General features: G+C 61.4%; 20 protein-coding genes and 1 tRNA gene. 5 read left to right on the forward strand and 16 right to left on the reverse strand.

What is annotated here, in order from left to right:
• The 6 genes from PLL20_13870 to PLL20_13895 form a co-directional block, all read right to left on the reverse strand.
• Window positions 1-273: CRISPR-associated endonuclease Cas1 (locus PLL20_13870; GenBank protein ID HPD31079.1), on the reverse strand; the 273-nt coding region annotated here is incomplete at its 3' end.
• A gap of 6 nt (window positions 274-279) precedes the next feature.
• Window positions 280-1,029, reverse strand: a complete 750-nt coding sequence (gene cas4, locus PLL20_13875) for a CRISPR-associated protein Cas4 (GenBank protein HPD31080.1) — start codon at window positions 1,027-1,029, stop codon at window positions 280-282.
• Between the two features lie 24 nt (window positions 1,030-1,053).
• The gene (cas7c, locus tag PLL20_13880) at window positions 1,054-1,941 is read right to left on the reverse strand and encodes a type I-C CRISPR-associated protein Cas7/Csd2 (GenBank protein HPD31081.1); all 888 of its coding nucleotides are present in this window, start codon (window positions 1,939-1,941) and stop codon (window positions 1,054-1,056) included.
• A 27-nt stretch (window positions 1,942-1,968) separates the two neighbouring features.
• Complete coding sequence (cas8c, locus tag PLL20_13885; GenBank protein HPD31082.1) at window positions 1,969-3,690, reverse strand: type I-C CRISPR-associated protein Cas8c/Csd1; 1,722 nt, start codon at window positions 3,688-3,690, stop codon at window positions 1,969-1,971.
• The gene (gene cas5c / locus PLL20_13890) at window positions 3,687-4,403 is read right to left on the reverse strand and encodes a type I-C CRISPR-associated protein Cas5c (protein ID HPD31083.1); all 717 of its coding nucleotides are present in this window, start codon (window positions 4,401-4,403) and stop codon (window positions 3,687-3,689) included. Before cas5c ends, cas8c begins: the two co-directional genes overlap by 4 nt.
• A gap of 13 nt (window positions 4,404-4,416) precedes the next feature.
• A complete protein-coding gene (locus tag PLL20_13895; GenBank protein HPD31084.1) occupies window positions 4,417-6,642 on the reverse strand; it encodes a CRISPR-associated endonuclease Cas3'' in 2,226 nt (741 codons plus the stop codon).
• A gap of 883 nt (window positions 6,643-7,525) precedes the next feature.
• On the opposite strand from PLL20_13895, the gene PLL20_13900 reads away from it, so the two are divergent.
• Entirely contained in the window at window positions 7,526-9,676 is a 2,151-nt protein-coding gene (locus PLL20_13900) for a prolyl oligopeptidase family serine peptidase (protein ID HPD31085.1), read from the forward strand.
• Window positions 9,677-9,954: 278 nt separating this feature from the next.
• Here PLL20_13900 and PLL20_13905 read toward each other — a convergent pair whose 3' ends face one another.
• Together PLL20_13905 and PLL20_13910 are read right to left on the reverse strand one after the other, a co-directional pair.
• Window positions 9,955-10,848: a hypothetical protein gene (locus PLL20_13905; protein HPD31086.1), complete on the reverse strand. Its 894-nt coding sequence runs from the start codon at window positions 10,846-10,848 to the stop codon at window positions 9,955-9,957.
• A gap of 684 nt (window positions 10,849-11,532) precedes the next feature.
• Window positions 11,533-12,390 (reverse strand): M55 family metallopeptidase, encoded by an 858-nt coding sequence (locus PLL20_13910; GenBank protein HPD31087.1) that lies wholly within the window; start codon window positions 12,388-12,390, stop codon window positions 11,533-11,535.
• 91 nt (window positions 12,391-12,481) lie between these two features.
• On the opposite strand from PLL20_13910, the gene PLL20_13915 reads away from it, so the two are divergent.
• Both PLL20_13915 and PLL20_13920 read left to right on the forward strand, forming a co-directional pair.
• Window positions 12,482-12,634, forward strand: coding sequence for a hypothetical protein (locus PLL20_13915; protein ID HPD31088.1), 153 nt, complete (start codon window positions 12,482-12,484; stop codon window positions 12,632-12,634).
• Between the two features lie 106 nt (window positions 12,635-12,740).
• Window positions 12,741-12,816, forward strand: a tRNA-Pro gene (locus PLL20_13920).
• Here PLL20_13920 and PLL20_13925 read toward each other — a convergent pair.
• The 7 genes from PLL20_13925 to PLL20_13955 all read right to left on the reverse strand — a co-directional run bounded on the left by PLL20_13925 (window position 12,782) and on the right by PLL20_13955 (window position 20,154).
• Window positions 12,782-14,590: a recombinase family protein gene (locus PLL20_13925; GenBank protein ID HPD31089.1), complete on the reverse strand. Its 1,809-nt coding sequence runs from the start codon at window positions 14,588-14,590 to the stop codon at window positions 12,782-12,784. The two genes, PLL20_13920 and PLL20_13925, sit on opposite strands and share 35 nt — an antisense overlap.
• A 49-nt stretch (window positions 14,591-14,639) precedes the next feature.
• Window positions 14,640-14,858 (reverse strand): hypothetical protein, encoded by a 219-nt coding sequence (locus tag PLL20_13930; GenBank protein ID HPD31090.1) that lies wholly within the window; start codon window positions 14,856-14,858, stop codon window positions 14,640-14,642.
• Window positions 14,859-15,193: 335 nt separating this feature from the next.
• Window positions 15,194-16,810 (reverse strand): helicase RepA family protein, encoded by a 1,617-nt coding sequence (locus PLL20_13935; GenBank protein ID HPD31091.1) that lies wholly within the window; start codon window positions 16,808-16,810, stop codon window positions 15,194-15,196.
• A gap of 2 nt (window positions 16,811-16,812) precedes the next feature.
• Window positions 16,813-16,998, reverse strand: a complete 186-nt coding sequence (locus PLL20_13940; GenBank protein HPD31092.1) for a hypothetical protein — start codon at window positions 16,996-16,998, stop codon at window positions 16,813-16,815.
• Window positions 16,999-17,158: 160 nt separating this feature from the next.
• Complete coding sequence (locus PLL20_13945; GenBank protein HPD31093.1) at window positions 17,159-19,048, reverse strand: Mu-like prophage major head subunit gpT family protein; 1,890 nt, start codon at window positions 19,046-19,048, stop codon at window positions 17,159-17,161.
• Window positions 19,045-19,635: a sigma-70 family RNA polymerase sigma factor gene (locus PLL20_13950; GenBank protein ID HPD31094.1), complete on the reverse strand. Its 591-nt coding sequence runs from the start codon at window positions 19,633-19,635 to the stop codon at window positions 19,045-19,047. The genes PLL20_13945 and PLL20_13950 overlap by 4 nt, the downstream gene beginning before the upstream one ends.
• Window positions 19,636-20,154 carry a hypothetical protein gene (locus PLL20_13955; protein HPD31095.1) on the reverse strand — a complete coding sequence of 173 codons (519 nt, stop codon included), beginning with the start codon at window positions 20,152-20,154 and terminating at the stop codon, window positions 19,636-19,638.
• A gap of 524 nt (window positions 20,155-20,678) precedes the next feature.
• Between PLL20_13955 and PLL20_13960 the strand changes: the two genes are divergently transcribed.
• Window positions 20,679-21,737, forward strand: a complete 1,059-nt coding sequence (locus PLL20_13960; GenBank protein ID HPD31096.1) for a transglutaminase family protein — start codon at window positions 20,679-20,681, stop codon at window positions 21,735-21,737.
• 22 nt (window positions 21,738-21,759) lie between these two features.
• On the forward strand, window positions 21,760-22,680 hold the full coding sequence (locus tag PLL20_13965) for a hypothetical protein (protein HPD31097.1): 921 nt from the start codon (window positions 21,760-21,762) through the stop codon (window positions 22,678-22,680).
• Window positions 22,681-23,622: 942 nt separating this feature from the next.
• Here the strand turns inward: PLL20_13965 and PLL20_13970 are convergent.
• Window positions 23,623-24,156 carry a hypothetical protein gene (locus PLL20_13970; protein ID HPD31098.1) on the reverse strand — a complete coding sequence of 178 codons (534 nt, stop codon included), beginning with the start codon at window positions 24,154-24,156 and terminating at the stop codon, window positions 23,623-23,625.
• Window positions 24,157-24,264 lie beyond the last annotated feature (108 nt).

Genomic DNA, 24,264 nt, shown 5'->3' on the forward strand with positions numbered 1-24,264 from the left:
GCGAAGAAGAACGTTGCCGGATTGCGGACCCTCGACCCGACCCATGAAGCGGCCGTTCTCGGTGAGGAACGTCACGGCCACCCGGTGCTGGGCGCACAAGCCCAGCAGGAACGGACTACACAGGACGTTACCGAAACAAACGATGCTGCCGACGGTATGGACGGGTAGTTGCAGACGACTCTGACCCTCAACCCGAACGTCGATGTTGGTGCCCTTTCGGGCCAGGTAAGCCTTTTGCGTCGTCACGTACAGGGTGTTGTCGTGCGTCTTCATCGCCGCTTAGACCTCGCGAATCGCCTGCCGCACCATCCGCCGCAGGTACGCCGCCGCAGACGCGGGTAGGTCCGGGAGGCAATCGTCCTTGAGCGAGCAGTGCTTGCATTTGGGGCCCGGCTCAGGCGGCGGGGTGACGCCCGAGCCCAATAACTCGTGCAGGCGAACCGTAAGCCGCTCGACGCGGTTCCGCAACTCCACCGTGAACGCAACCGGAGCTCGCCGGCGCGTCCGTCCATAGAACAGTGCCCCCGCTGGCACGGCCGTCTGGAGCATTTCCTCCAGACATATTGCCTGCGCGCACAACTGCACGGCGTCCGCGTCATGGGCCTTGGGTCGTCCACGCTTGTACTCGACCGGGTACGGCACCCAACGTCCCGCACGCCCGGGCAACTCAACCCCCCTTCCCCCCTTCACAAGGGGGGACCGAGGGGGGTCTGCACCACTTCCCTCCTCACTGAGGGGGGATAGAGGGGAGTCGGTCACCGGATGGTATTCCACAAAGTCGGCCACGCCCGACAGTCCCAGCCGATACGACACCAGCCGCAGCCCTCGGGCTACCGGGATTCCGTGTTCGGTCCCCGACTGCCGCTCGTGTACTCGCTCGTGCAGCAGCCGCCCCTCCGCCGTGTGCCGGTTCTCCGACCACGCCAGCTCCAGGTGTATCAGCATGCACTGCCGCGGGCAGAACGCCAGGTGCTGCAACGCGGAGACTGGCAAAAGGTCGGAGTCGCCGTAGGTCGGAGTCCCAAGCATGTCGTTTCACAAAGGTGCCGATGGCTAAGGCTTCTCGATGATCGTTACACCGGCTGGTAGATTGCTCTGGTCCAGATTAATGTCATAATCCGAAAATGCACGCGCGGGCCTTGCCTCGTCTCGACGCCTGACTTTGAGCCGCTCGAAAAGCGAGAATGCCGGGGCATTACCCAGCGGGCTCGCATGCTGGAAAACAATCAGCTTGCGCGTCGACATCAAGCCGCGAGCCGCTGACCGATCATGCTCGAACATGTTCACCAAGGCTTCCCAAAACAGATCAAGGTCTTCCGATGTAAAACCAGTCTGTGCGGCCAAGTGGGGGGAGATGAAGCCGTGACCGATGTACAAGCCATAGGGGATGGTGTTCTTTCGGCCCATAGTCCGGTTGTCTCCACCCTGTTTCTCAGCCTCAGCCTCGGTGGCTACGGCCATCCGCGTGATCGAGTGCTCAAGGGTCACGATCGGATCGACCGAACGGGCGAAAGTCATCTGGACGGGACCCCGCACCTGGCCGCAGTTGATCCCAGTGGACATAACCGCCCCGAAGGTGCGGATGTCGTAGTACGTCTTGCACATGTGATCGCGGGCCTCGTCAACTCTGTCGCCCCCTTTGCGCTTCTTGTCATCGCCCTTCAGAAGATCCTGAGCCCCGATGGCCTTGTAGGCCGCCTCATGGAGCTGATTGAGGATAGCCTTCTCCTTGACATAGATATCGAACGGGGGCGCGAACCCTTTGGTCATGCCGACGTAGTTGCGTACCTTCCGTTTCAGGCAAACGTCGGTGACCAGCCCCATGCCCGTCTCGGCATCCACGCGAGGCAGGTTGCCGGCATCGGGATCACCGTTCGGATTGCCGTCCTGAACGTCGAACACAAGGATGAAGTCGTAGCGGTTGCTGATCGTTTTACTCATGTTATGTCCTTTCCATTGAGTTCACGGTTACTCGTTCTTATCCGTTCTTTTTGTGTAGAAGTCCTGCATTTGATGATAGTAGCCAATCGCAAACCGACCTTGATCGGCCAAGGGCAAGTGGGCCGGAAAATCCGCGATACCGGACATGATCTCGCCGATCAGTCTTTCTCGGACAATCCGCAGCCCTTCGGGAAGCTTGGAAAGGTGGTGGTTCTTGAGACGCATCAGGTTGCCGAACACAGCGATGGGTGTGCTTGAAGCGGCGCCATAGAAGCGGTCTCGGATGGTCGCATTGATGCCAGGATTGGCATCCTGCTGGATCTTCTCCAACGTAGCGAAAAGTCGCCCGAGGCGGTATCCCACGCTGGAGTTCTCGGGATCAAGAGCCATTTTCAGTTCCTCCTCAATATGTGGATTGTGGAAGCGGGTTTGTCGGTTGATGGATGCCTTAATGAGAGCTGCACGAGCGTAGCTGATTTCATGTTCCGCCCGCGCACGACGGACGGCGGCTTCAAGCAAAGTTGCCGGATAGGGCAGACCTTCGAGAATTGCTCTGATGGTGTCCCCGGCCAAGTTAGGCGGAATGTTCTCCGCTTTGCCCTGAACGGCAGTGGCGACCAGCAGGCGAAAGAGCGACAGCGTATCCTTGTCCTTGGGACCGTGAACAAGACGCAGGTCTCGGAAGTGCTGGGCAAACCGTTGGGCCATTTCGGGAACCGTACCCACGTGCCAGAACCGGATGGCAATGCGAGCCGCGTTTGGCGCGAGTCCGAGGACGTAGAACCTTGTCTCCTTGTCGGACTCAACGTAGGCTCCAGTATTCACCGACCGAAGCAGGTCCTCGACCGCCCTGACGCCTCGGTCAGGATCATCTTTGGGCGGTTCGCCGAAAAATGCAGCTACTTCGGATTCGAAACGGCAGTCACGGGAAGCCCAGAAAACCGTCGAGGCGTCGCCGACTTGAACGCGTTGACTCGAATCCTTCCGGAGAAGATGATTCAGGGCGGTGGTGTAGGCAAAGGCGACATTCTTGCTGACGGGCGCGTTCGAGCCCTGTTTCTTCCCGAATGACTCGAACGCATCGCGATTGAAGGAAACAATGTCTCCTCCTCGGGTGTTTGCACCCCAAACGCCCTTGATAGATGCGTGAAGGCGCTCGATCGGAGCGTATTCGCCAGTGACGAGACAGACCGCCTTGGCGCCAATCTCAGAATCCGCTAGTGCGTCTATCGCACGCCGAACCACCGGGCGGTTCGCGATGGGCAAAGCGTCACCGGCCAGGCGAAACGTGACATTAAGCCCGCTCTGCAGGAGTTCCTCCCATGATTCGCCGAACTCAGCGAGCGTTTCTTTCTTGTTCGACCTGTCGAGGAAGGCTTCAAGTGCTCTCACACCTTCATCGTCGCTCAGGTTCAGACTGCTAATCGCCTTGCGGAAGGCAGCATGTTGTTCCTTTACCCTGTTCGGTTTTCCCTTGAGAACCACGCCCAGGGCATACTCCGGATTATCCCAAAACAAATTGGACTTGATACCGGAGCTCCTTTTCACCGATTGCGGTAGAAGAAACGCTTTGGCCCGCCGTTCTTCTCCCGTACCTTCCCAGGTGCATTCCACTGCCACGGGACGACCGTCATGCGCCAGCACGACGACGTACGGGATCTCTTTCCACTCCCAACCGGGCGCGGCCATTCGCGATGCCGGGTCCGCTGCCTTCCGATCGTAGTACTCTTTCAGCGCATGGAGAATCATCCGCGCACCTCCTCTTTGTTGTCACGGTCCGGAACGATAATGACGCCGTTTTGCATTCGCGCCCGGAAAAAGAGCGGTCGGATGTTGTCAGGATCCGAGAAGTCCAAGTCGTACAGCATCCAGCCAAGATCGCGAGATTCCCGAATCGGTGGGGGCGAAGTGACGCCGTTGTCCACTAATCGCACGTCAGCGCCGAACTCCCGGCACCCGAGATAGGGGTGGTGGAATGTCTGACCTCTTCTTGCTCGCCTCTCGAACATGGCGGCGTACTTTGCTTCGGTTTCACCAGGGCGAAGATCGGGCCTCTGAAGCTCGGCCGCTTCCTCCGGGTCTACCAACCATTCGGGTAGCGGGTTGTACACCTGTCCGCGCTTGTCGGGCGGGATGAACTCGAACTCCGCGTGAAGGCGATACCGAACATCGCGCAGGAACAGCCCGGCGCGCTGTTGGCGTGCCTCTTCGATCAATATGCCATCCGATCGAGGTGAAGCCGTCTTGTCGACCTCGTTGCGGCGGACTGACACCCATCTGATGGGAGCTAGTACCTCAATGCGCTTCACGCGCCAGAAAATGGCGGGTTTCCAGAGGATCGCGTCGAAGATGGCCCGGGCGGCGGAAGGAGTCATGACGTCATAGCTGACGCGTTCGACCTTCATCTCCGGGCGGGTAAAACATGCGTATGGGCCGCTGACGTCAAGAGTAAAACCTTTCATGACTCTCCTTTCTCTATAATACAAGCTCCTCCGGTGGAAAGCCTGCGGAGAAGATGTCCAGGCCGGTCGTCGTGTCGTACAGCCCCGGCCGTGTCTGTGCAAGTATGCCCGGATGAATCTCCTCGATGAGCGCAGAATCCCGCAGCCGTTCGGCGACGCGGCGATTGACATTCACGGTGAACCGCTGAAGTCGACGCATCACCTCGCGCACGGGGCCGCTGAACCGCAGACGCTCAATCAAAGTCGGGCTTTCAGCATAGCGGACGATGACCGGCACTGAGAGATCGCGAATAAGACGAAACTCGTCGGCGGCAGTGCGGAAATCCACATCTGGCATATGTCTTGTCAGGCGATCCTCCAACCACTTGCCACCCATGTCATTGACCTTGCTATAATAAAGATCGAAGTAGCGAGTGTATGACGCCGGACGATTGGGGCAGAACCCCGGCAGCATGGCCAACTCCCGAGTCGTGTCTTCGCCCTTGCGGAGCAGGCCGGGCGGCGAGGGCCGGGGTGGGACGAAAACGACAACTTCCGCAAGCCGGTTCAGCTTGCCTTCACGATTGCAGCGTCCGGCGGCTTGTGCAATGGAATCAAGACCGGCGAGAGCGCGGTAGACGACGGGGAAGTCCAGGTCTACGCCCGCTTCGACCAGTTGCGTACTTATGACCCGAACGTCGCCGTCAGAGCAGAGCCTCTCTTTGATGTCCGCTATTACCTTGGAGCGGTGCTCGCCGCACATCAGAGCAGAGAGGTGGATCGTGCCTGGCGGCATAAGACGGTGAAGTTCGCGGCAGTCCTGTCGGCGGTTCACGATGCACAACACCTGTCTGTGTCTGCAAAGCTCCGCGGCGAGCGAGGTCCAGTCGCATTGAGCCTCAAGGTCCGAAGGGAAAGATATCCGTGTTCGGGCTAATCGATCATAGAGGGAAGCGGGATCTGGAATGATCTCCCGGGCCTGGAGCAACGGTGTTGGCTCACCGGCGCACACAGGCTTTAGTGGATCAGGTATCGCGGGTTGCGTAGCCGTGCTGAGCACGACAGAGACGCCGTAATCACGTGTCAGATGGCACAAGGCATCCACGCAGGGGATGAGCCGCTCGGGCGGGAGAAGCTGGGCCTCATCAAGGATCACAACGCTCTCGATAATGTTGTGAAGCTTGCGACAACTCCCCGGACTTGCGGCATAGAGCGACTCGAAGAACTGCACGTTGGTCGTGACGATGACCGGCGCGTTCCAGTTCTCGCAGGCCAAAGCTAATCGGAGCGTTTCTTTGTCCGGCGAAAGGTTAGTGTGGTGTTCCACCACGTTGTCCTCGCCGAGGAACCGCCGAAGCACATCAGCCGTTTGTTCGATTATGCTTGTATAGGGGATGACGTAAATGACTCTTCTCTTGCCGTAGCGGATGGCGTGGTCAAGTGCAAATGCAGTACTGGAGAGCGTCTTGCCGCCACCCGTGGGAACTGTCAGCGAGAAAAAACCGGGTGGCCATTCCGCCGCAATGCGACAGGCAGTGAGGACCTCCTGACGAATGTTGTTGACCAGAGTCTTTGGCGATTCCCGAACCAGCCTCCCGAGAGCCGCGTCGAAACTGGTCTTGAGTCTCCCAAGTGCCGGAAAGCCCGGACGCGATTCCGCACGGCCCTTATCCATGAAAGCTTCCGTGTCGAGAAAGTCGGCATCGACCAGACACGAGAAGAGCATACGTACCCACAGGTGATATCCAGCGGGCTTCAAGAAAGGTGGTGGAGATAGAACCGGCGAAAGGTTGCGGATGGACTGCCGGAGTTTATCACGCACCTCGTCCGCTGTTGGTTTTTCTGATTCCAGCCGAACGCAGAGCGCACCGGCCCCGCTGTCCGCGCTGTTCCAATCTGCAAGTCCGGCGTGGTGCCCCGCCGTGACATAAGCGAGCGTCTTCCCGGCAATACCTGGCCAGTGCTCAACGGCCAGAACCGCGCCAGCCCCGGAGTGATTGACACGTCCGCCCCAAACGCTGGCGTCATGTTCTGAAGCCTCAAGACCGTTCGCCCTGGCCAGATAGGCCTGGAACTGGGGATGGGCCTTGCCAAGATCGTGAAGCCACCCGGCAACGTGTGCCCAGCAATCCGACTGGAAGGGTCGTGCATAATCCGACGCTATGCTGGCAACCGAATTCAAATGGAGATCTAGGGGTTGCCACTCGTCCCTCGATTTGCCGGCCAGAGTATGTGCGTAGCAGTTTGGAAGACTGATCATTGTCCCCGCCCCAGCCTATGGGCTTCCGGGTACCACACGCGATCTGCCCATTTTCAGCAACATCAGCATCGGTATAAATCCTAACATCGCCCAAACAGGCTGTCAAGGGCTTTTTGAAGCGCCAGTGGCGGGATCCGGGCGAGGGGCTATCTTGCTGGCTGATGCTTTTTGGTGGAGATTGCTTGGGCCTCTTGTGTGGATTCCCCACCCGCACGCCGTGCCCCTCCCGTCTTCCCCCATGGGCCGGCAATAACAGCATGTTCCCCCCTACGTTGAGCCCCCAAACGGCCGGGCTTGGGGCTGAGGACTTGGGGCCAGTGCATCGGGTCGAGAGCAAAGGGACAGGCTTCCAGACCCCAACCAAAGCAGCTCAGCCAAGCTGGAACCCAACAGCCCAACAGACTAACAGCCCAACACCTCCCTTCCTCCTCCGCTCCGCCCGTCCCTACCGGAGCACCCCGCGTGTTTTCCTCCCGACATCACCAGCGGAGACTCTGCGCGCCGACCGGAACCGAACCGGTAGCCGCCCATGGCCCCCGCCGGCGCTCTTTGACAACCGAATCCCATCCCCTTCGCCCGACGCCAAGACCCTGGAGCTGACGGCCAATAGCCAGGAGCAAGGCGCTCTGCTCCAGTTCTTCCCCTGCCAAACGAACCCAACGAAAGAGCAACCAGCCACCGATCAGCATTCCAAGGGACAGAACTGCTTCTGGCAGTCTGCCGCAAGCTGAGACCTGACAGCTTCCCCCACCAAACGAACCCAACGTCAAAATGGGAAACCTTCGTCCCACATCCGGTGCTGGCCGGCGGTCCTTCCACCCGATAGCATGCTTGGTCTGGCTCGCCGGACAAAGCTCGGCGACCCAACAGGAGGCTCTCTTCCATGCGATATCGTACAGCGATGGTGATCGTGGCCCTATCGGCCGGGGTCTCCGGCTGCGGCCGGGTGTCGACGACACGCACTCCAGCACTCGTCTATCCCCAGACCAGAACCGTTGACGTCGTCGACGACTACCACGGCATCAAAGTCCCCGATCCCTACCGCTGGCTCGAGGACCTCGATTCGCCCGAGGTCCAGGCTTGGGTCGAGGCCCAGAACCGTGTCACCTTCGCCTACTTGGAGTCGATCCCCGCCAGGACGGCCATTCGCGAACGCCTTACCCAGCTCCAGGACTACGAGCGCTTCGACGTCCCCACCGTGACCGCAGGTCGCTATTTCTTCCTGCGGAACAGCGGCCTGCAGAACCAGTCGGTGCTCTACGTGGCCGACGGATTGGACGGCCAACCCCGGGTCCTGCTCGACCCCAATACCCTCTCGCCCGACGGAACCGTCGCCCTGGCCGGCACCGACGTCACCGCCGACGGCAAGCTTCTGGCCTACGCCATCGCCCGGGCCGGCAGCGATTGGAACGAACTCTACGTCCGCGACGTCCAGACCGGACAGGACCTGCCCGACCATATCAACTGGGTGAAGTTCTCCGCAATCTCCTGGACGCACGACGGCAGCGGGTTCTTCTACAGCCGCTACGACGAACCGGATGACAAGAAGCTGCAATCCAGTAATTACTATCAAAAACTGTATTTTCACCGCTTAGGCACCCCGCAGTCCGATGATCGCCTGGTCTATGACCGCCCCGACCGGAAGGAGTGGATGTTCACCGGTCAGGTGACCGACGACGGCCGGTACCTCATCATCTACGTCTCCGAGGGCACCGAGCCCAAAAACCGCGTCTACTACCTCGACCTCAGGCAGGACCGCGCCGAGGTCGTCCGTTTGCTCGATGAGTTCGACGCCGAGTATGCCTTCATCGACAATGACGGGCCGATCTTCTGGTTCCGGACCGACCTGGACGCCCCTCGCCGTCGCGTCGTCGCGATCGATATCCGCAACCCCCGGCGGGACCACTGGAAGGAACTCATACCCCAGGCGCCTGAGACCCTCGATTCGGTTAGCGTCGTGGATGACGTGTTCCTGGCGAGCTACCTGAAGGACGCATGTTCGCAGGTCAAGGTCTTCGACCTCGGCGGCAGGTTCGTACGCGAGGTGACCCTGCCCGGCATCGGAAACACCTGGGGATTCGACGGCAAACGCACCGACCGCGAAACCTTTTACGGATTCACCGGCTACACGACGCCCGGCACCATCTACCGCTACGTGGTCAAGACCGGCGAGAGCATCGTCTACAAGAAACCGAAAGTCCGCTTCAATCCCGATGATTACCAGACGCGTCAGGTGTTTTACTCGAGCAAGGACGGCACGCGCGTGCCGATGTTCATAACCCACCGCAAAGGACTCAAGCTCGACGGCGACGCCCCCACGCTGCTGTACGGCTACGGCGGTTTTTCGATCCCGAACCTGCCGCGTTTTGCGATCACCCGCGTGGCGTGGATGGAAATGGGCGGCGTTTACGCCGAAGCCTGCATCCGCGGCGGCGGCGAATACGGCGAGGATTGGCACAACGCCGGCCGTCTCAAGAACAAGCAGAAATGCTTCGACGATTTCATCGCCGCGGCCGAGTGGCTGATCGCCAACAACTACACGCGCCCGGCCAGGCTGGCAATCCACGGCGGCAGTAACGGCGGCCTCCTGGTCGCGGCCTGCATGACCCAGCGGCCGGAGCTTTTCGGTGCCGTGCTGCCCGCCGTCGGCGTCCTCGATATGCTTCGCTTCTCCCAGTACACCATCGGATGGGCCTGGACCAGCGAGTACGGCCGTCCCGATGACCCCGAAATGTTCCCCGTGCTCAGGGCGTACAGCCCCCTCCATAACCTCAAGCCCGGCACGCATTATCCCGCCACCTTGCTTACCACCGCCGATCACGACGACCGTGTCGTGCCGTCGCACAGCTTCAAGTTTGCCGCTGCCCTCCAGGCGGCACAGGCCGGCCCCGCCCCCGTTCTGATCCGCATCGAAACCCGTGCCGGCCACGGCGCCGGGAAGCCGACCAGCAAACGCATTGAAGAGGCCGCCGACCAGTTGGCCTTCCTGGTTCGCGTTCTCGACATGAGGTTGCCGCCGAAGCGCCCCGGGTGAATCATTCCGGAGTTCATCCCGGCGCCTCTGCTCCTTGCCGCGCGCAAAAATGAAGAGCCCTGGACTCCGAAAACCAGGTCACTCTACTGCCGGGCATCCCCCAGAATCGGCCCTGCCTGCGAACCGGTCGTCCACGGCTCTTCAGTCTTATGTGCGCCTTGAAAGCCGGGTGTGGGACCGGGTTTCTGCCGTTCAACGACGGACGTGAAACCTGTCTCACACTGTTCCGGAAAGCGTTATGAGATTCCGCCTTTCAGCGTGAGCGCTCCCGCATCCTCCTATTGCTGACCAATGGCACCACCTTGGCCACCCCTGGCCCCTTTCCCTTGTCGCCCTTTGCCTTCGCCAAGGCCCTTGCCGGCTCTCTCCCCCTTTCCCAGGCCGAGCTTGCCGCGGTTCTGTTCCCAGAAGGCTTTCATCTCCGCGTCGCTGAGCTTCCCGTCCTTGTCGGTATCGGCTTCCGGATGGTTCTCGAGCATCTTAGCCCTCGCCTGCTCGGGAATCGGTCGATCGCCGAACTGCCCGAGTCGCAGTCCCATCCCCGCCCCCCACGGGGGACCGAACTTCTGACGGAACTTGATCAGCTCGTCTTTGCTCAATTCGCCGTTCCCATCGAGGTCCGCCTCGGCAAACTGCTCGATGAGACGATCGAGACCCGCCCAGGGTGCCACCGGTGGTCCGCCGGGCCTGCCCCTATGGAACGCGGCGAACTCCTCCGGGCTCAGTTTGCCGTCCCCGTCAGTGTCGGCTTCAGGCTGCTTCTCGAGGATCTTGGCAGCAACCTCCTCACGGCTCATGCCCCACATAGCCGAACGGCCGGCCTGAATTTCCTCGTCGCTGAGCGCCCCGTCCCCGTTGGTGTCCCACTCGGGGTGCATCTTAAGCATCTGGGCGGGATCACCCTTGCCCCACGGACCCGGGCCGGGCCCACGCATCCCCAGCCCCAAGCCGCCCTTACCCGGCCCCCGCTTGGCCTGAAGATAGGCCTCGGCCTCCTCCGCCGTCAGCTTCCCGTCTTTGTTTGCGTCCGCATCCGGGTGTTTCTCCAGAAGCTTCGACAACTTAGCGGCCTTCGGATCCGCCTTGCCTTGTCCGAAAACCGCAGAAGTCACCAGTAGACAGCCAACCCCCGCCGCCAATGCCACCATCCATCCGTTCAACCGTAACAGCATGATAAACTCCCCTTTGCGTATGCAGACATTCAGGTATTCTCGAAATCCCGGATCCGCGTCGGCCACACGCTGGCGCTTCAAGCAGCCCCCTTACACGGGCCCTAACAGATCCTCCAGCCCGTTGCCGCTTACTGCGTACAACGCATATGGGGCTCGGCTATTGCCACAGGCTGCCTGGATCTTTTCGTAGCGCGGGACCGCACGTCGACCGACTTGGTGCCTTGCGGCCAGAGAGCGGTGCGGTTTGCGCGGGTGTTTTCCGGTCACTGTGCGTTTGGGTTGCGCCCCCCAGAAAGGCGGTTCGCCTTTGGGCTGCCCAGTCTGTTGCTAACCAATCTCCCGCGCCTGCCTGGCCGGCTGCGAGAACCTGCCATGCAAAATGCACAAGTGTGCTACGCCCCTCATACCGACGCCATCGCCACAGCCTGTCAAGAGCTACCCTCGGACTACCTGGTGGAGCTGCGGGCCCTGCTGCACGCAGCCATGTACCTGCAGCAGCACCGCGACATTCTCTCTCCCCCTTACCAATGGGGAAGCCGGAACGGGTCTCTCTCTCCCCCTTACCAAGGGGGAGTTGGAGGGGGTGGCATGGAATGTCGATGACCAAAGCCGGCGCGGAAGCTCGAGCCAGGAGCGCTCCTGCCTCAGTCCGGCTGCAGGCCAAGAGCTGACAACTGGCACGACTCAGAAATCCAGCAGCTTCAGGATATCGGTGATCGTTCCTTCCTTAGTTTCCAGCCGTCCCGGGGCATCGGGCTTATCGAAGGCCAGCCACTGCTTCTTTGCCTGGATCGGGAGCTTGATGGTATACGGTTTGCAGCGGGGGATGGCCGCGACGGCGCGTTTGGCTCCCTCATAGAGCGCTTTGCGGGTTTCGGCAAACGGCCGAAGCTCGGCCGCCTCGCGGCTCAGGCCCTTTTTCACGGCGACCGTGACACAGTCATTTCCGAAAAACTGTCGGGCCTCACGGCAGGTGGCCTCGTCGCCGGTAACCAGAATCGGCGGCACGCCGTAGTGGCCGGCGATGGCCCCGTCCTGGGCCAATTCGCCGGACTCGACGCCGTTGTACCAGTAGCGGTTTTCGCTTCGTGACGATTGCGTGTGATTCAGCACTCCGTCCGGCGTGCCCTTCATCGCGTGGTAGCCGAGGAAGACCAGCCCGTCGAAGGTGTCGTCCAGGCCCGCCAGAGGGCCCGGCCGAGGTGTGCCGGTGATGCACGTTGCCCCCGCCGGCATCAAGTGGGGCAGAATCGCCCCGTTGCCATGTCCGTCCAGCACCACAATCTCCGACGCCCCGGCATCCCGCAGCCCGCGGACAACCGCCGCGAGGTCGCCCATGAAGTACTCACGGGCCTGCACGGCCGCCGGCGTGTCTCGCTCCCGCGTCTGGGTGAACGTGTACACTCCGCTGGCCCCTTCCAGATCGGTACAGACGTAGATTTTGGGCCCGGTTCCACCCTGCCTCGCCCCGGCGCAGCCGACAACGAGTATCAGAACAGACGACAGCACCTGGAGACCCGTCCGTGCTTGCAGGGGAATCATAAGCCGCACCTCCTTTGGATTCTGAGGGCCTTGCAGGGTTTCAGCCACGCGGGCAAGAGCCGGGTAAACGCTCCAGACGGGCGAGTATACAATGACACAAGGCGATGCCAAGCTTCCGATCGGCTTCCGCGGGCAAGCGGGTAAGACGGAGCGGCAGACCGCTCATGCCCTGGACCATACGCTCGGCTTCCGCGGGCAAGCGGGCAAGGTTCTCCTGCCCCGGCTGGTTTACCTCGCCGCGTAGATATGTTAGACTCCTATCGGTGTATGATGTGGGGTTGCGGTTCGTCCTGGCCTCGCCGAGACCGAGCCACGGCCCGCGCGACATAGCCCGTTCGCAAGACCATGACCGGGGCGTAGCTCAGCCTGGCCTAGAGCGCTTGACTGGGGGTCAAGAGGTCGCTGGTTCAAATCCAGTCGCCCCGATTCTGTTAGCCCACGACCGTCCGCAAGGGCGATCGTGGGTTTTCCATAGGGGTTGCGCGGCAGCGTTCAGAATCATCTCGCCTCGCTTCTGCGACGGCCAGACGATGATGCGGTCGACGTAAGTTCCGATCACCTCTCGCGTTCGGTCGTTCCGCATTCCATTCATCGCTGCCTGCAAGCCGGCCAGTTGTGCCTTTGCCCACTTCCGCATGGCCGCCGCATCCTGGTTACTGCTGGACTGTTGAGCCACTTGAAGTTCCTGCTCCAAGGATTCCTTGCGAAGCCGCATCTGCGTCAGGCGATCGTTGAGCATGGCCAGATTGGCGGGATCGATGTTCATCGTCAGCGCTGTCACCGTGTCGTTGATCTGCTTGAGTTCGCGGGCGATGCGTTCGGTATCGGTACCGCCGGTGTCGTTTCGGCCAACCGATTCCACGAACCGCCGAATGGCGGCATCGATACCGTCTTCGTCGGTGGCGATGATGTCTGCCAGCTTGCCGAGTACCCATTCCTCGATCTGCTCGGTCCGCAATGTCGAGGGAACCTCGCAGATGGTTTTGCCATGCGAACGTCGGCCGGAGCAGGTGTAGTAGTTGGTGACGACCGGCGCGCGGCCTTCGATGCGGCCCTTGCGCCTGGGGTCGCCCCAGAACTTGTGGCCGCAGTCGCCGCACTCGAGGACGCCCGTCAGTAGCCATCGCCGGTTGCGATGCCCGGCCCCGCCCTTGGCCCGGCGACGCTTGGCCACCATCACCTGAACCCTGTCCCAATCTTCGCGGCTGATGATAGTGGGCACGGCGTTCGGCACGACGACCCACTCGTCCTTGGGCGTCTTGACGACCTTGGCCTCGCCGATTTGGCGTTCGCGCTTCTGAGCTCGACCGTTCTCGACGCGATAGAACTTCGCTTCCGTCCGTCGGTTCCAGACGAGATCGCCACGGTACGTCGGGTTCTCCAGGATGGCCTTGACGGTGGTGAAGCCCCATACCTCGCGGAGCGGACCGGGGATACCTTTGGCATTCAACTCGGCGGCGATGGATGCGAAGCCGAGGCCATCGAGGCACATACGAAAGATGTCCTTGACCACCTGGACGCGCTCGGTATCGCTCAACACCAGCCGCGCCTTGCATTCCTTGCCGGGTTTCAATAGCGATTGCCCCTTCGCATACGTGGCCTGTAGCTTGCCGTCTTTGTCGTAAACCTCGCGCACCCGGCCCGGGCAGAAGCGGATGCGGAACATGACCGACCCGTCGGGCGCGAGAATTTCTCGATCGTAGCCATACGGTGCGGCCCGGCCGGGATCGGACTCGGCCATGATGGCGCTGATCTGCCCGCGCAGCGTGTTCTGTGAAAGGCTGATCGAGTACTGGCGGTTCTGGAACTGCTTCACGGTTCGCAGCACGTCGCCATCGATACCATCGCGGGCGAGGTAGTCTTCGGTGACCGACAGCACCTTTACGTTCGCTTGCCGCAGCAGGTAGCGATAGTGCTCCGTCTCGGTCACGTCGCCACGACTGAACCGATCGGAGTTCCAGACGATGACGGCCGCGAAGTCGCCGCGGGCGGCGTCGGCGATCATGCGCTGAAAGCCCGGGCGCTCGTCGGCGCTGGTGCCGCTGATGGCATCATCCACGTACTCGCGGATGATCTGATAGCCCTGTTCCTCGGCATGCCGGGCGATCTCGAGCCGCTGGTCACCAATGCTCTGCTCCTGCTTGTCCGTCGAGCGGCGCAGGTACGCGACGGCGGGAATGGTGTCGGTGGTAGCGATCATGGCGTTTCCTTTCGTGTCGGCGGTTCACGGATACCGCCACCATGAGGGCTCAATTCGCCGAGAACATCAAGGCGGATTCCCGGCGAAACCGCACCCGCCGCCGGTAGGCCCGCTGGCGACAGGCCGGGCGGCAGTATTGCGCCTCCGGCCGACTGGCGTACAGGATGTGGCCACATTCCACACATCGGCGACGATAACAGCCACGACTGTCGCCCAGACGGCGCCAGGTGGCCTCCAGGAGCGTTTGTCGCGTCAGGAATCCGTTCATAGCCACCTCCCGGCGTTACGGCAGAATGCTCACCCTGGTAAACAAACTCTCATGGGATTGGGCGCTGTTCCCAAGGCCATCGGCAAGGCTCGATGCCCGGGAGGACCCATGCCGCAGGCGTCACGTTTGGCAAACGTGACGCTCCGTCACATCTCGTAGCGTCACATCGTCACGTTTTACGCTATGCCGAGATGTGACGATCTTCACAAGTCTTGTATTCGCAATGTGTTGAATGCGTCACGTTTCGTCGTCACGTTGGCACATCTCATCTCAAGGCCACGTCACGTCACGTTTCGCCCCCCTAAGGGGGCGAACGTGGGCGTGACGCGTGACGTTCAGGTTGTGACGATGCTCAAAACACCATCGCTCACGGCGATCTCACCACGGTTCACCAAGCCCTCAAGCACCCGATGCTGGTTCTGCCGAACCATCCCGGCGGCTTGACACTCATCGCGCCAAGCGTTGATGGACACGCACCCATCGTCACTGGCGGCGACCAGCCGACGCGCCACCCCGAAGCCAACGTCCTGCCATTTTCCTCGCGGCCTGATCGTCTTGGCCTTCGATATGATTGCGCCGGTATCGGCATCGAGCACCTCGATGGCTGCCGACGTGACCGGGTTGCCGTATTCGTCCACAATGCCAGGCAGTTCAACGGGAACCAGTTCCATGGCAACCGGCGGCGGTGTCTCCGAGTCTTTCATCTTCGTCGCTGTCAGCAACAGTTTGTCGTCGTTGACCAAACGGTACTCGGCATCGAGTGCCGCCTTGAGGGCGATGGCACCCCGGGCGCGGTTCTTATCGGCATGGCCGGTGTGATGCACCACCAGGATCGTGCAGCCGTATTGCCTCCGCAGAACGTCGCAGGCGGAGACGAACTGGCTCATGTCCTGGGTGCTGTTTTCATCGCCACCACCAAAGCACCGCGCCAGGGTGTCCAACACGATCAACGTCGGTTTGCCCGCCACATCGTGGATGGCCTGAACGAGTGCGATCAGATCACGCGCTTCAGGAATTGCCACTGCAGGGGCGACGTACAACGGCGCGTCAGCCAGGCTTACGCCGTTGTACTCACTCCACGCCCGGATGCGTCTGCCGAATCCCTGTTGGCCCTCTCCGGCCACGTAGACGACCGGGCCTTGCGTGACGTCATGGCTGCGCCAGGGTGTCCCCGTCACGACGCGGCATGCCCAGTCGATCGCCAGGAAGGATTTGCCGCTGCCGGGATCACCGAAGACCAGGGCGAACGTGTCGCGTTCGAGCATGCCGCGAAGCAGCCAATCGGGCGGACGCATTTCGATCTGGTCGGCGCGGACGAGTTCGAGTCTTCGCGGAGACGCTGTCCCGCCCTGCGAACCGCACAGCGGGACCAACCTGCCGGATTCGTTACGCATGATCTCTGTTGATGGTGCCTTTCTCTGACGCATGTCATCCAAGTAATCCGCCACGCCCGGTATCTCCAACGGCCTCGGCGGCGCTGTGATGACCGAAGGTCGAATCGGCTCACGGACCCAGCGCTCAACTGCCGTGAGCCAGGCCGGAAGGATCAGCCGCTCGAACGTATCGAGGTCGTCCATCTCGTCCCAAGCCTGCGTGACGTACGCGAGAGCATGATGTCGACCGCGCGCACGGGCGGAGGGCACTCCGTGTCCCGGTCGATATCCGAGGTGATAAGTCTTTCGCCCTGCGCAGCCGGGTCCGTACCCGGCCCCATACACCGTGTAGCGCTCACGAACGCGAAGCCGAAGCTGAAGGGCGGCCTGCTCCTCGCCCCATGGATCGAACGTGTCCTCGTCAGGATCGATCCACTCGCGCACGATACGCTGGGCCTCTTCGAGGAATCCCTGGCGAAATGCACGTTCTTTCTCGCGCGTCGCGTTGGGCCGGCCCGCACCGTCGTCGTAGTGGCGCACCAGATCAGACTCGGCAGTTGATTGGCTGATCGCCAGCATGATCAGTTCCTCTGGGCAATCTCACGCTGTTGACGCTTCCATTCATCCAATAGCCACGTCGCGATCATCTCCGACCGCCTCGACCAGCGTTCCTCGGATTCGGACGTGCGCTCGCCGGTCACCACGCGCATCTCGAAATCGCCCACGCGATCCGTCGCGTCCTTCCTGTCCAGTGTCACCGTTGTCATCAGGCACTCCATTGCCATGGCGCGGTCCGTAACCGCCGTCTTCCGTTGTCGTGCGTTGGGTCGGTGGTTTGATGGCTGTCGGGTCAATGATGGGGCGGGCGACGTGATCGACGTGGATGAGGATCGCCGATCCGCGCGCCCGCCCCACGGCAGGATCACGTTACGCCTGGCCCTTCGATCGGACGGCGGCCCGCGGATCGACCAGTGCGGCACCGAAGTCATGGTACACGCGCCAACTTACCGCCAAGGTGTTCACGTCCTGATCGAGACCGAAGAACTCGACCGTCGGCTGCTGACGCCCGTTGAGGAAGGCTGTGACCATCGGAGTATTAGCCGGGCTGGTGAACAGATACCAGTGCTTATCGCTGGCCGCCGCGCCGAACTTCGCGCTGTTGCTCAGACGCGGTTCGACCTCGATGCTCACCGCCCGACGCAACGAGTTGCCCGTCGGCATCTTCTCGGCGATCTGCTGGATGAACTCGCTTTCGAGCAACGCCTTGGCCGTCGGCTGAAGCTCCGGCGGCACGAGCAACGTAGCCGGCCGCAGATCGAGATCGTTGCCCTCGTCATCGCGCTGAAGCATCATCGCCGTGATCGCCAGCGCGAGGCTGTCGAAACTCAGCGCCGCGTCCGCGCCTTCGATGTAGTTGCCGTTGGCAGTACTGAAGAAGCCGTTCGCATTGCCCAGCAACGTCTCGTACACGAGGTCGGACAGCTTCCGCATCGCGGCACGGCCGAACGCCCGGGCCGTCTCGTCGAACACGCCCAGGTCGTCATTGATGATGTCGCGCCGGTCGATGCTCAGCATCTTGCCGAACGTATCCACCTGAAACTGCGTGAACCACTCATCGACCTGGCCGTGCTTGATTTCGCCGCCCGGCGCGACGTGTTTCAACTGGCCGGTGAAGCTCGGGCGGATCGCGGTGTGCGGCTTGAAGTCGGCCACCGACCGTACCGAACAGAACGCTCGCCAGGTCGCCGGGGCCTCGTCGTAAGCGTCCAGCAGCAGCTTGTTGGCCAGATTGCCGAGCGCCTGCGGCAGCGAAGCCAAGGACAGAGACGCGCGGACCATCTCCTCGCGTCCGTGGGGTACGTCCGCACCGTCCAGCATCAACGCCGCCCGGCAGATGTCGAGGGTATGGGTCGCTTTGAGCCGATCGCCGTGCTCCATCGCGATCGCGCCGAGGGCCTTCTCACCCAGCGCGGTGAGGCCCAGTCGCTTCAACAGCGCCGCTTCCAACGTGGCCACGCCGCCGACGGGCTGCGGAGTGTAGGCCATCGGCGCCTTCGGTCGTGACTCGCGCAGGATGTTCAGCAACTCGGCCGACAGATCCTGCGCGCTGAGCTCGCCCGCGATAGCCGAGGCCTTCAGTTCGTCCACCTTCGCCTGCATCCGGCCCCAGCCGCCGTCCGGCTTGCGGCAAAGGTTCTCGATCTCGGCGATCCGCTGCCGCTCGTTGGCGCGAATCTCTTGCTCATCTGCGTTTTGAACGTCCGTGTTCATATGCAACCACTCCTTGGCATGACCTGACGCCGCGATGGCTACGGACGTGCCTGCGTCCGCGCCCAACGGCGTGATACTCACTTCCCGAAGCCGGCCCTGCTTGACCAGCGCGAACCCGCGCGGCGATGACAGCGACCGCCCATTGACCTGTACTCTTTCGCGCGGCTTGATGCGCTCGTGTTCGACCGGCTCGACACCGACCGAAGCCTGAAACGCGAACCCGCCGGACGTCATCTCCACGATCTGCCGGGCCGCTTCGCCCGCGCCACTCATGACGCCCGCGACGACCAATCGGCCATCGGTAACGCGAGCCTCACCGTGTCCTACCACGCCGCCCACTCGCGCGTCGTGGTCGGCCAGCAGCGGGATCTGACCGGCGGCGTCCAAACCGGCCAAGTCGATCACGACGTCACCCCAGCCGGGCACCCGCATCAGCCCACCGGTGTATGCCGTGATGCTGATACGCGGGCGCTTGGGTTCGCCACCGGCCTCGATGGCGACCTCGGGCGCCGTCAGCAACAGATTGTCGGTAGCAATGGCCGTCATGTGTCGCCTCCTTGCGAGAATGGATTGAATCCCGCTGCCAGCAGCTTCGGCGCGAGCATCTTCAGGCGGTAACGAATGGCGCCCTCGGTCATACCCATGCGCCGCGCTGTCGCGCTGGTGTTGCCGTCGCACTCGATGAACAACCTGCACAGCGCCCGGCTTTCCTCGTTGTCGATGTAGATGAGCATTTCATCCACGACCGCCTGCAGCGTCGCATGCTTGGTCGGGCCCTTGCCCGTCAGACGCCGATGGGTTCGCATCTGATCTTCCGTCGGGCCGGCAAGGGCGCCCGACGACTCGTCTGCCGGTTCATCAAACGGCCGTAGCGGCGATACGTGCTTCCTCTCGCGCTCGGCGTACTTGATGACGGCCCTCTGTACGATGGTGTAGATGAGTGTCTTCTCGCTCGCGCCCCGTGAAGGGTCGAACTTTGGCGGCCTGCTGAGCAGGTGCAGGATCGCTTCCTGCACCACGTCGTCGTAGCTGATCCTTGACCCGCAGTGCTTGGGGGCCTCCTTGAGAGCCACGGCCCTGGCGTATTCCAGCAGGTCGGGCGTCAGCTTCAGTTCCTGCGGTGAGGGGTTCATTTACACCTCCTCGCCGCGTTCGAGCCTCTCTCGGATGTCATCGCACAGCGTGAAGGAAATAACCGCCGGACTGGTCTCCCGAGGCGGCACCCGGTGCATGACGAAGTACTGATCGTCGTCGGGCACGCGCCGGCCGTACCTGGTCGACTCGCGCTCCGCTGCCTCGCGCAGCGGCCGCAGGAAGTCGGCGTAGCGACACCCCAGCGCCACGCACATCGCCGCGTAGGGGGTGAAGAGCTGGCAGTCCTCGAAATGTTCGGCGGCAGCATCCACATCCCCCTGCGACCAGGCGTCCGGCCCGGCGGGCGCCACGACGCGATTCTCAATCAACATCTCCAGCATCGCCGGCTTGCAGTCGTAACCCCGCGATCGGAGATGGCTCGAAGCCGCTGTCAGCGTCATGGGGAACATCCGTTCCCGCTCCATCTCGGCCGCCTCGTGAAAGGCCCGGTCCGCCCCTGCCGGCGGTCGGAGCCGCAGGTCCACGTACTCGTCGAACGTCAGTCCCGTCGTCTGCATCGTCATGACCTCCTTGGTTGATGCCTGTACCGCGAGCATACCACTCGCTCGTCAACCACTTATTTCCGGCGACAGGGGCAATTCGTAAAAAGCCGGGCAAGTTTTTTTTGTTAGGTCGTCACCTGGAGCACATAACTCATTGTTTAGAATGATGTTATGCGCGATTACCGTCGCATAAGGAGGCTATCGGTTCTATGATTCCCCTGTCGCCAGCCACGAGATCTCCGCCGGGCCACGGGTGACCACAGCGGGTTCGGACCAAGTTCGGGCTTGACACGGCCGTGTGCGCGGTGACAATACGGGTCAACTTGGGAGTATCGCTCATGTCGCGCGCGGGACACAAGTCAGGGAAGGGCTCGCCCGCTAACACAGAACGTAAGCGGCACCAAACCTCCCCAGCTCCCGCAAGCCACCGATGGACGAAACTCGGTTACCTGGCGACTTTCGTAATCGGCGCTGGCGTCACCGCCGCAGCCTTCGTAGCTGTTAGCCGAGCCCGGCCGAACCAGCCGCCAGTTCAGGAAGTGTCCCAGTCCATACCCGCCTCGCACTACGACCTCCTGGCCATGACGCCCGAGCAACTCGCCAAGATCGATGTCGCCCTGGTGAACCTGCTCTGCGCTAAAGGTCTACCCGGCGCCGAGAACCTCGACATCCCCGCTATCCTGGCCAAGCTCGATGAATGGGCCGCCAAGGTCAAGTTCGAGACGCTGCGCCACCTATACCGCGTGACCGATCCTCGTTACGCCGAGCACTATAACCACTCGGAAGCGCGCCTGCGGGCTGAGTTCATCGTCCAGTGCCTCCAGGAGGATTGCGGCGTTCGGTACAACCCGGATCGCATCTACGAACCTGACTTCCGAGATTCTCGCGATATGTTCCTTCACGGGATGCTGCCGGGTGCCAACGGCGGTACCTGCGCTTCCATGCCAGTCATGTACGTGGCCATTGGCAGACGGCTCGGTTACCCGATGAAGCTCGTGGCAACCAGGGAGCACTTATTCTGCCGCTGGGATGACGGCAAGGAGCGGTTCAACATCGAGGGAGCGACCAATGGGGGCGTCAGCTACCATCCGGACGAGTACTACCGTAGCTGGCCGAAGCCGTTGAGCGAGGCCGATATGGCGACCGGCGTGTTTCTCACGTCGATGTCACCAGAGGCGGAACTGGCCGACTTTCTGCACCATCGCGGCATGTGCATGCATCAGAATGGCCGATTGACAGAGGCCCGCGCGGCCTTCGCCGAAGCCCACCGCCTGCAACCCCGAGATACCAACACATTCACGGCGCTGCGAGTGGTCTGCGGAGCGGTCCCGCGACCGAGGTATGCCCAGAACCCAGCTGCGGAAGCTTGGCAGTACGGACCGAGGCCGCCCGATCCCGACGACCCGACAGCCCAAATCTATCAACAAATGACGGGACCATCGGTCGGGACATACGGGCAGCCGGTACAGCCGGGAGCTCCCACGCAACATCAGCCCGGAATCCCGAACTATTCGGGGCATCCGGGCGTTCCTGGCCAACCCCAACAGCCAGGTTTTGCAGGACAGCATCAAACAGGTTATCCTAACGCCAGTCGGTAGGCGACATTGAGAGGTAAAGAAAATGCGTCAAAGAAACGTTCTTACGATCGGGATGGGATTGCTCGTTTCCGTATTGATGGCCGACGCCGCCTCGGCCTACTATAGCCCACGCCTGGGCCGCTTCCTGAACCGAGACCCGATTGCCGAGCCCGGCGCGGTGCTGGTCCGCCAAGCGGCGAGACCGGCAACGAGCTTCATTCCCCGTGATCCAATTGACGGCGAGAGGGCGAATGGGAACGTCTATCGTTTCGTTGACAACAATCCGATCATTTATGTCGATCCATACGGTCTGTGGAAGATTGAGCGTAATGGCGAGCCCCGAGCGGTTGTTACCTCCGAGCAGGGCGATACGATTCAGACGCTTGCGGAGTTGGTGAAGCTTGAGCCAAGCGAATATAAACTATGGCTGAAGGCGATGAATGATGGGATTCCCCAATCTTCGACAGCCAAGATTGGAGCTGACTGCAAGTATACTGTTCCCAATACCGCCTACGTTCACCTGGGACACATCAAGGTTGGCTGGAAGTTCTGGGCCAAGGGGGGCGATGCGGCTGATCTCTGGTGGGCGGTTATGGAGTGGAAGGATATTGCCAGTGATTTCCGGAACCAGGGCTACTTCGTTTCTGACATCAGAGGGGCAACCAAAGCGGTCGTTTTATCACATCTTGGAAACGAAAACATCGCCGCTTGGGCGATTGTCGCTCATGGAGCCGAAGGCATTATCTGGGCTGCCGATGCAGCGGAGAATGACGATGAGCTTGTAGGTATCAGTAGCTATGATGGTACATCGTCGCAACATCACAAGCTATCGACGGTGATTCTCTACGTCTGTGAAGCCAAGAAGAGCAAGAATTGGGAGAACATGATAAGCCAGTTCGGCACTATCTGGTGGACAGAAGGGAAGGTACGGATGTGGCATGATTGGGATGACCTCGGCAACTGACTCTTATTGACGAAGGACGGAATGGGATTGCGTGGTAGGTGACAACAAGAGGATGCGATGGCAGCCGTCCATTGCGGTCTGGCTGTTGGTTGGCGTCGGCATTGCCGGACTTGTTCTTCTCGTTTGGGAATACCGTACCAGAAAAACAGAGGCGTGGCGCAGGTCCGCCTTGTTGGCCTACGCCGTCAGCTTCCAGGATCATGCACGGGGAGCCACTACGCAACCTGGCTCCGTCGCACAAGCATTTCTGGACTCTCTGCCCCCTTCTCTATCTAGTCGGCTTTTTCTAGCTGAGGATAATCAACAGCTTGATCGACTTCACTCAATCCTCTACATAAACGAAGGAGACAGCAAGGACCATCCCGGATGGTTTCTGATTCTAACAACATCTGAACCTGGCAGGTGCCATCTCGTCATAGATGGCAAGCGATCCTGGATCAGCCGAGAATCGGCTCAGGACATGATAGCTGGAAGCCAGAACGTCGAGACATACATTTTCAGGGGACGCTGATGGCTCGCCCTCAGAAAAGAAATGACAGAGCAAAACAGAAGGCGTCTCCGGCGTCGCCTTATGGCATCTGCTTGTGGTCTTCATCTCCAGTTCCACCAGCGGGGTGCTCAAAGACAAGCAGCGCGTAGGTTGGGTAGAATGAACGTGATCGCTGGCTTCGGTTTCAGCATGGTTCACGAATTCCGTTCGTGTCCCAGGTAAACGCGAAAACTGGCCCGTCTCCCGGTCGTGACTTACTGCCAACGCCCCTCGCCCCGAATACAAAGCAGTCCCTCATGTTGATAAGCGCTTCTTCCGTTTTCGGGCATCCAGGGCGGAGGTAAACCGGTTCAGGCGTTCCTCCGCACCAATCATGCGGTGCAGGTCGCTGACATGCAACACGCACCGAACATAGTGACGCACCGTCCATATCGCATCGGCCAGTCCGAGCGCTATTGCGGGCGTGTGTCCATCGGGCGAACCGTGGGGCGCGTCCGGTTGTGCAGGTCGCGCCACAACCCCAACGACCACTGCAGGGCTTCGGCCAACCGCGAACCGTTCCGCGTTCGCCGGGCGAGACGCGCTTGCTGACCGCGCAGCGACCCATTGAGTCGCTCGATGTGCGCGGTGTTGATCCGGCTGCCGAGGCGCAGACGGCGCATCCGCCGCTCGATGTCCCGCTTGCGTCCGAAGAGGGCCCACGTCCGGACCCGCAGCAGCTTGCCCGTGGCATTGCGGACCTTCCGCACCACCCCAACCCACAAGCCCGGCGGAGGTTTCAGATCGGGATGCTTGCGTCGCCCTCGGCCGCGCTTGCGACGGCGATGCCGGATCAGCCCGAAGACCTGCAGGATCGCGGCCGGATAGGGCCGATGATCGTCGATGAGCAGCAGCGGCAGGGGCTGCATGCTCCCAACGGCCAAGGCCACCGAGGCCGCCAGTTCGGTGGCCAGCTCCAGAGTCCGCGGCCCCAGCCGCAGATCCAACCAACAACATGATGATGATTCAGTGCGAGCAGGACAACACGGTTGCGCGGAAACGTCTGCCGAACCATCTGCCAACGGATTCGCCAAGGGAGTCTTTGCGCTTGACAA

The organism is Phycisphaerae bacterium (assembly GCA_035384605.1).
In the GTDB taxonomy this organism is placed as follows: Bacteria; Planctomycetota; Phycisphaerae; order UBA1845; family PWPN01; genus JAUCQB01.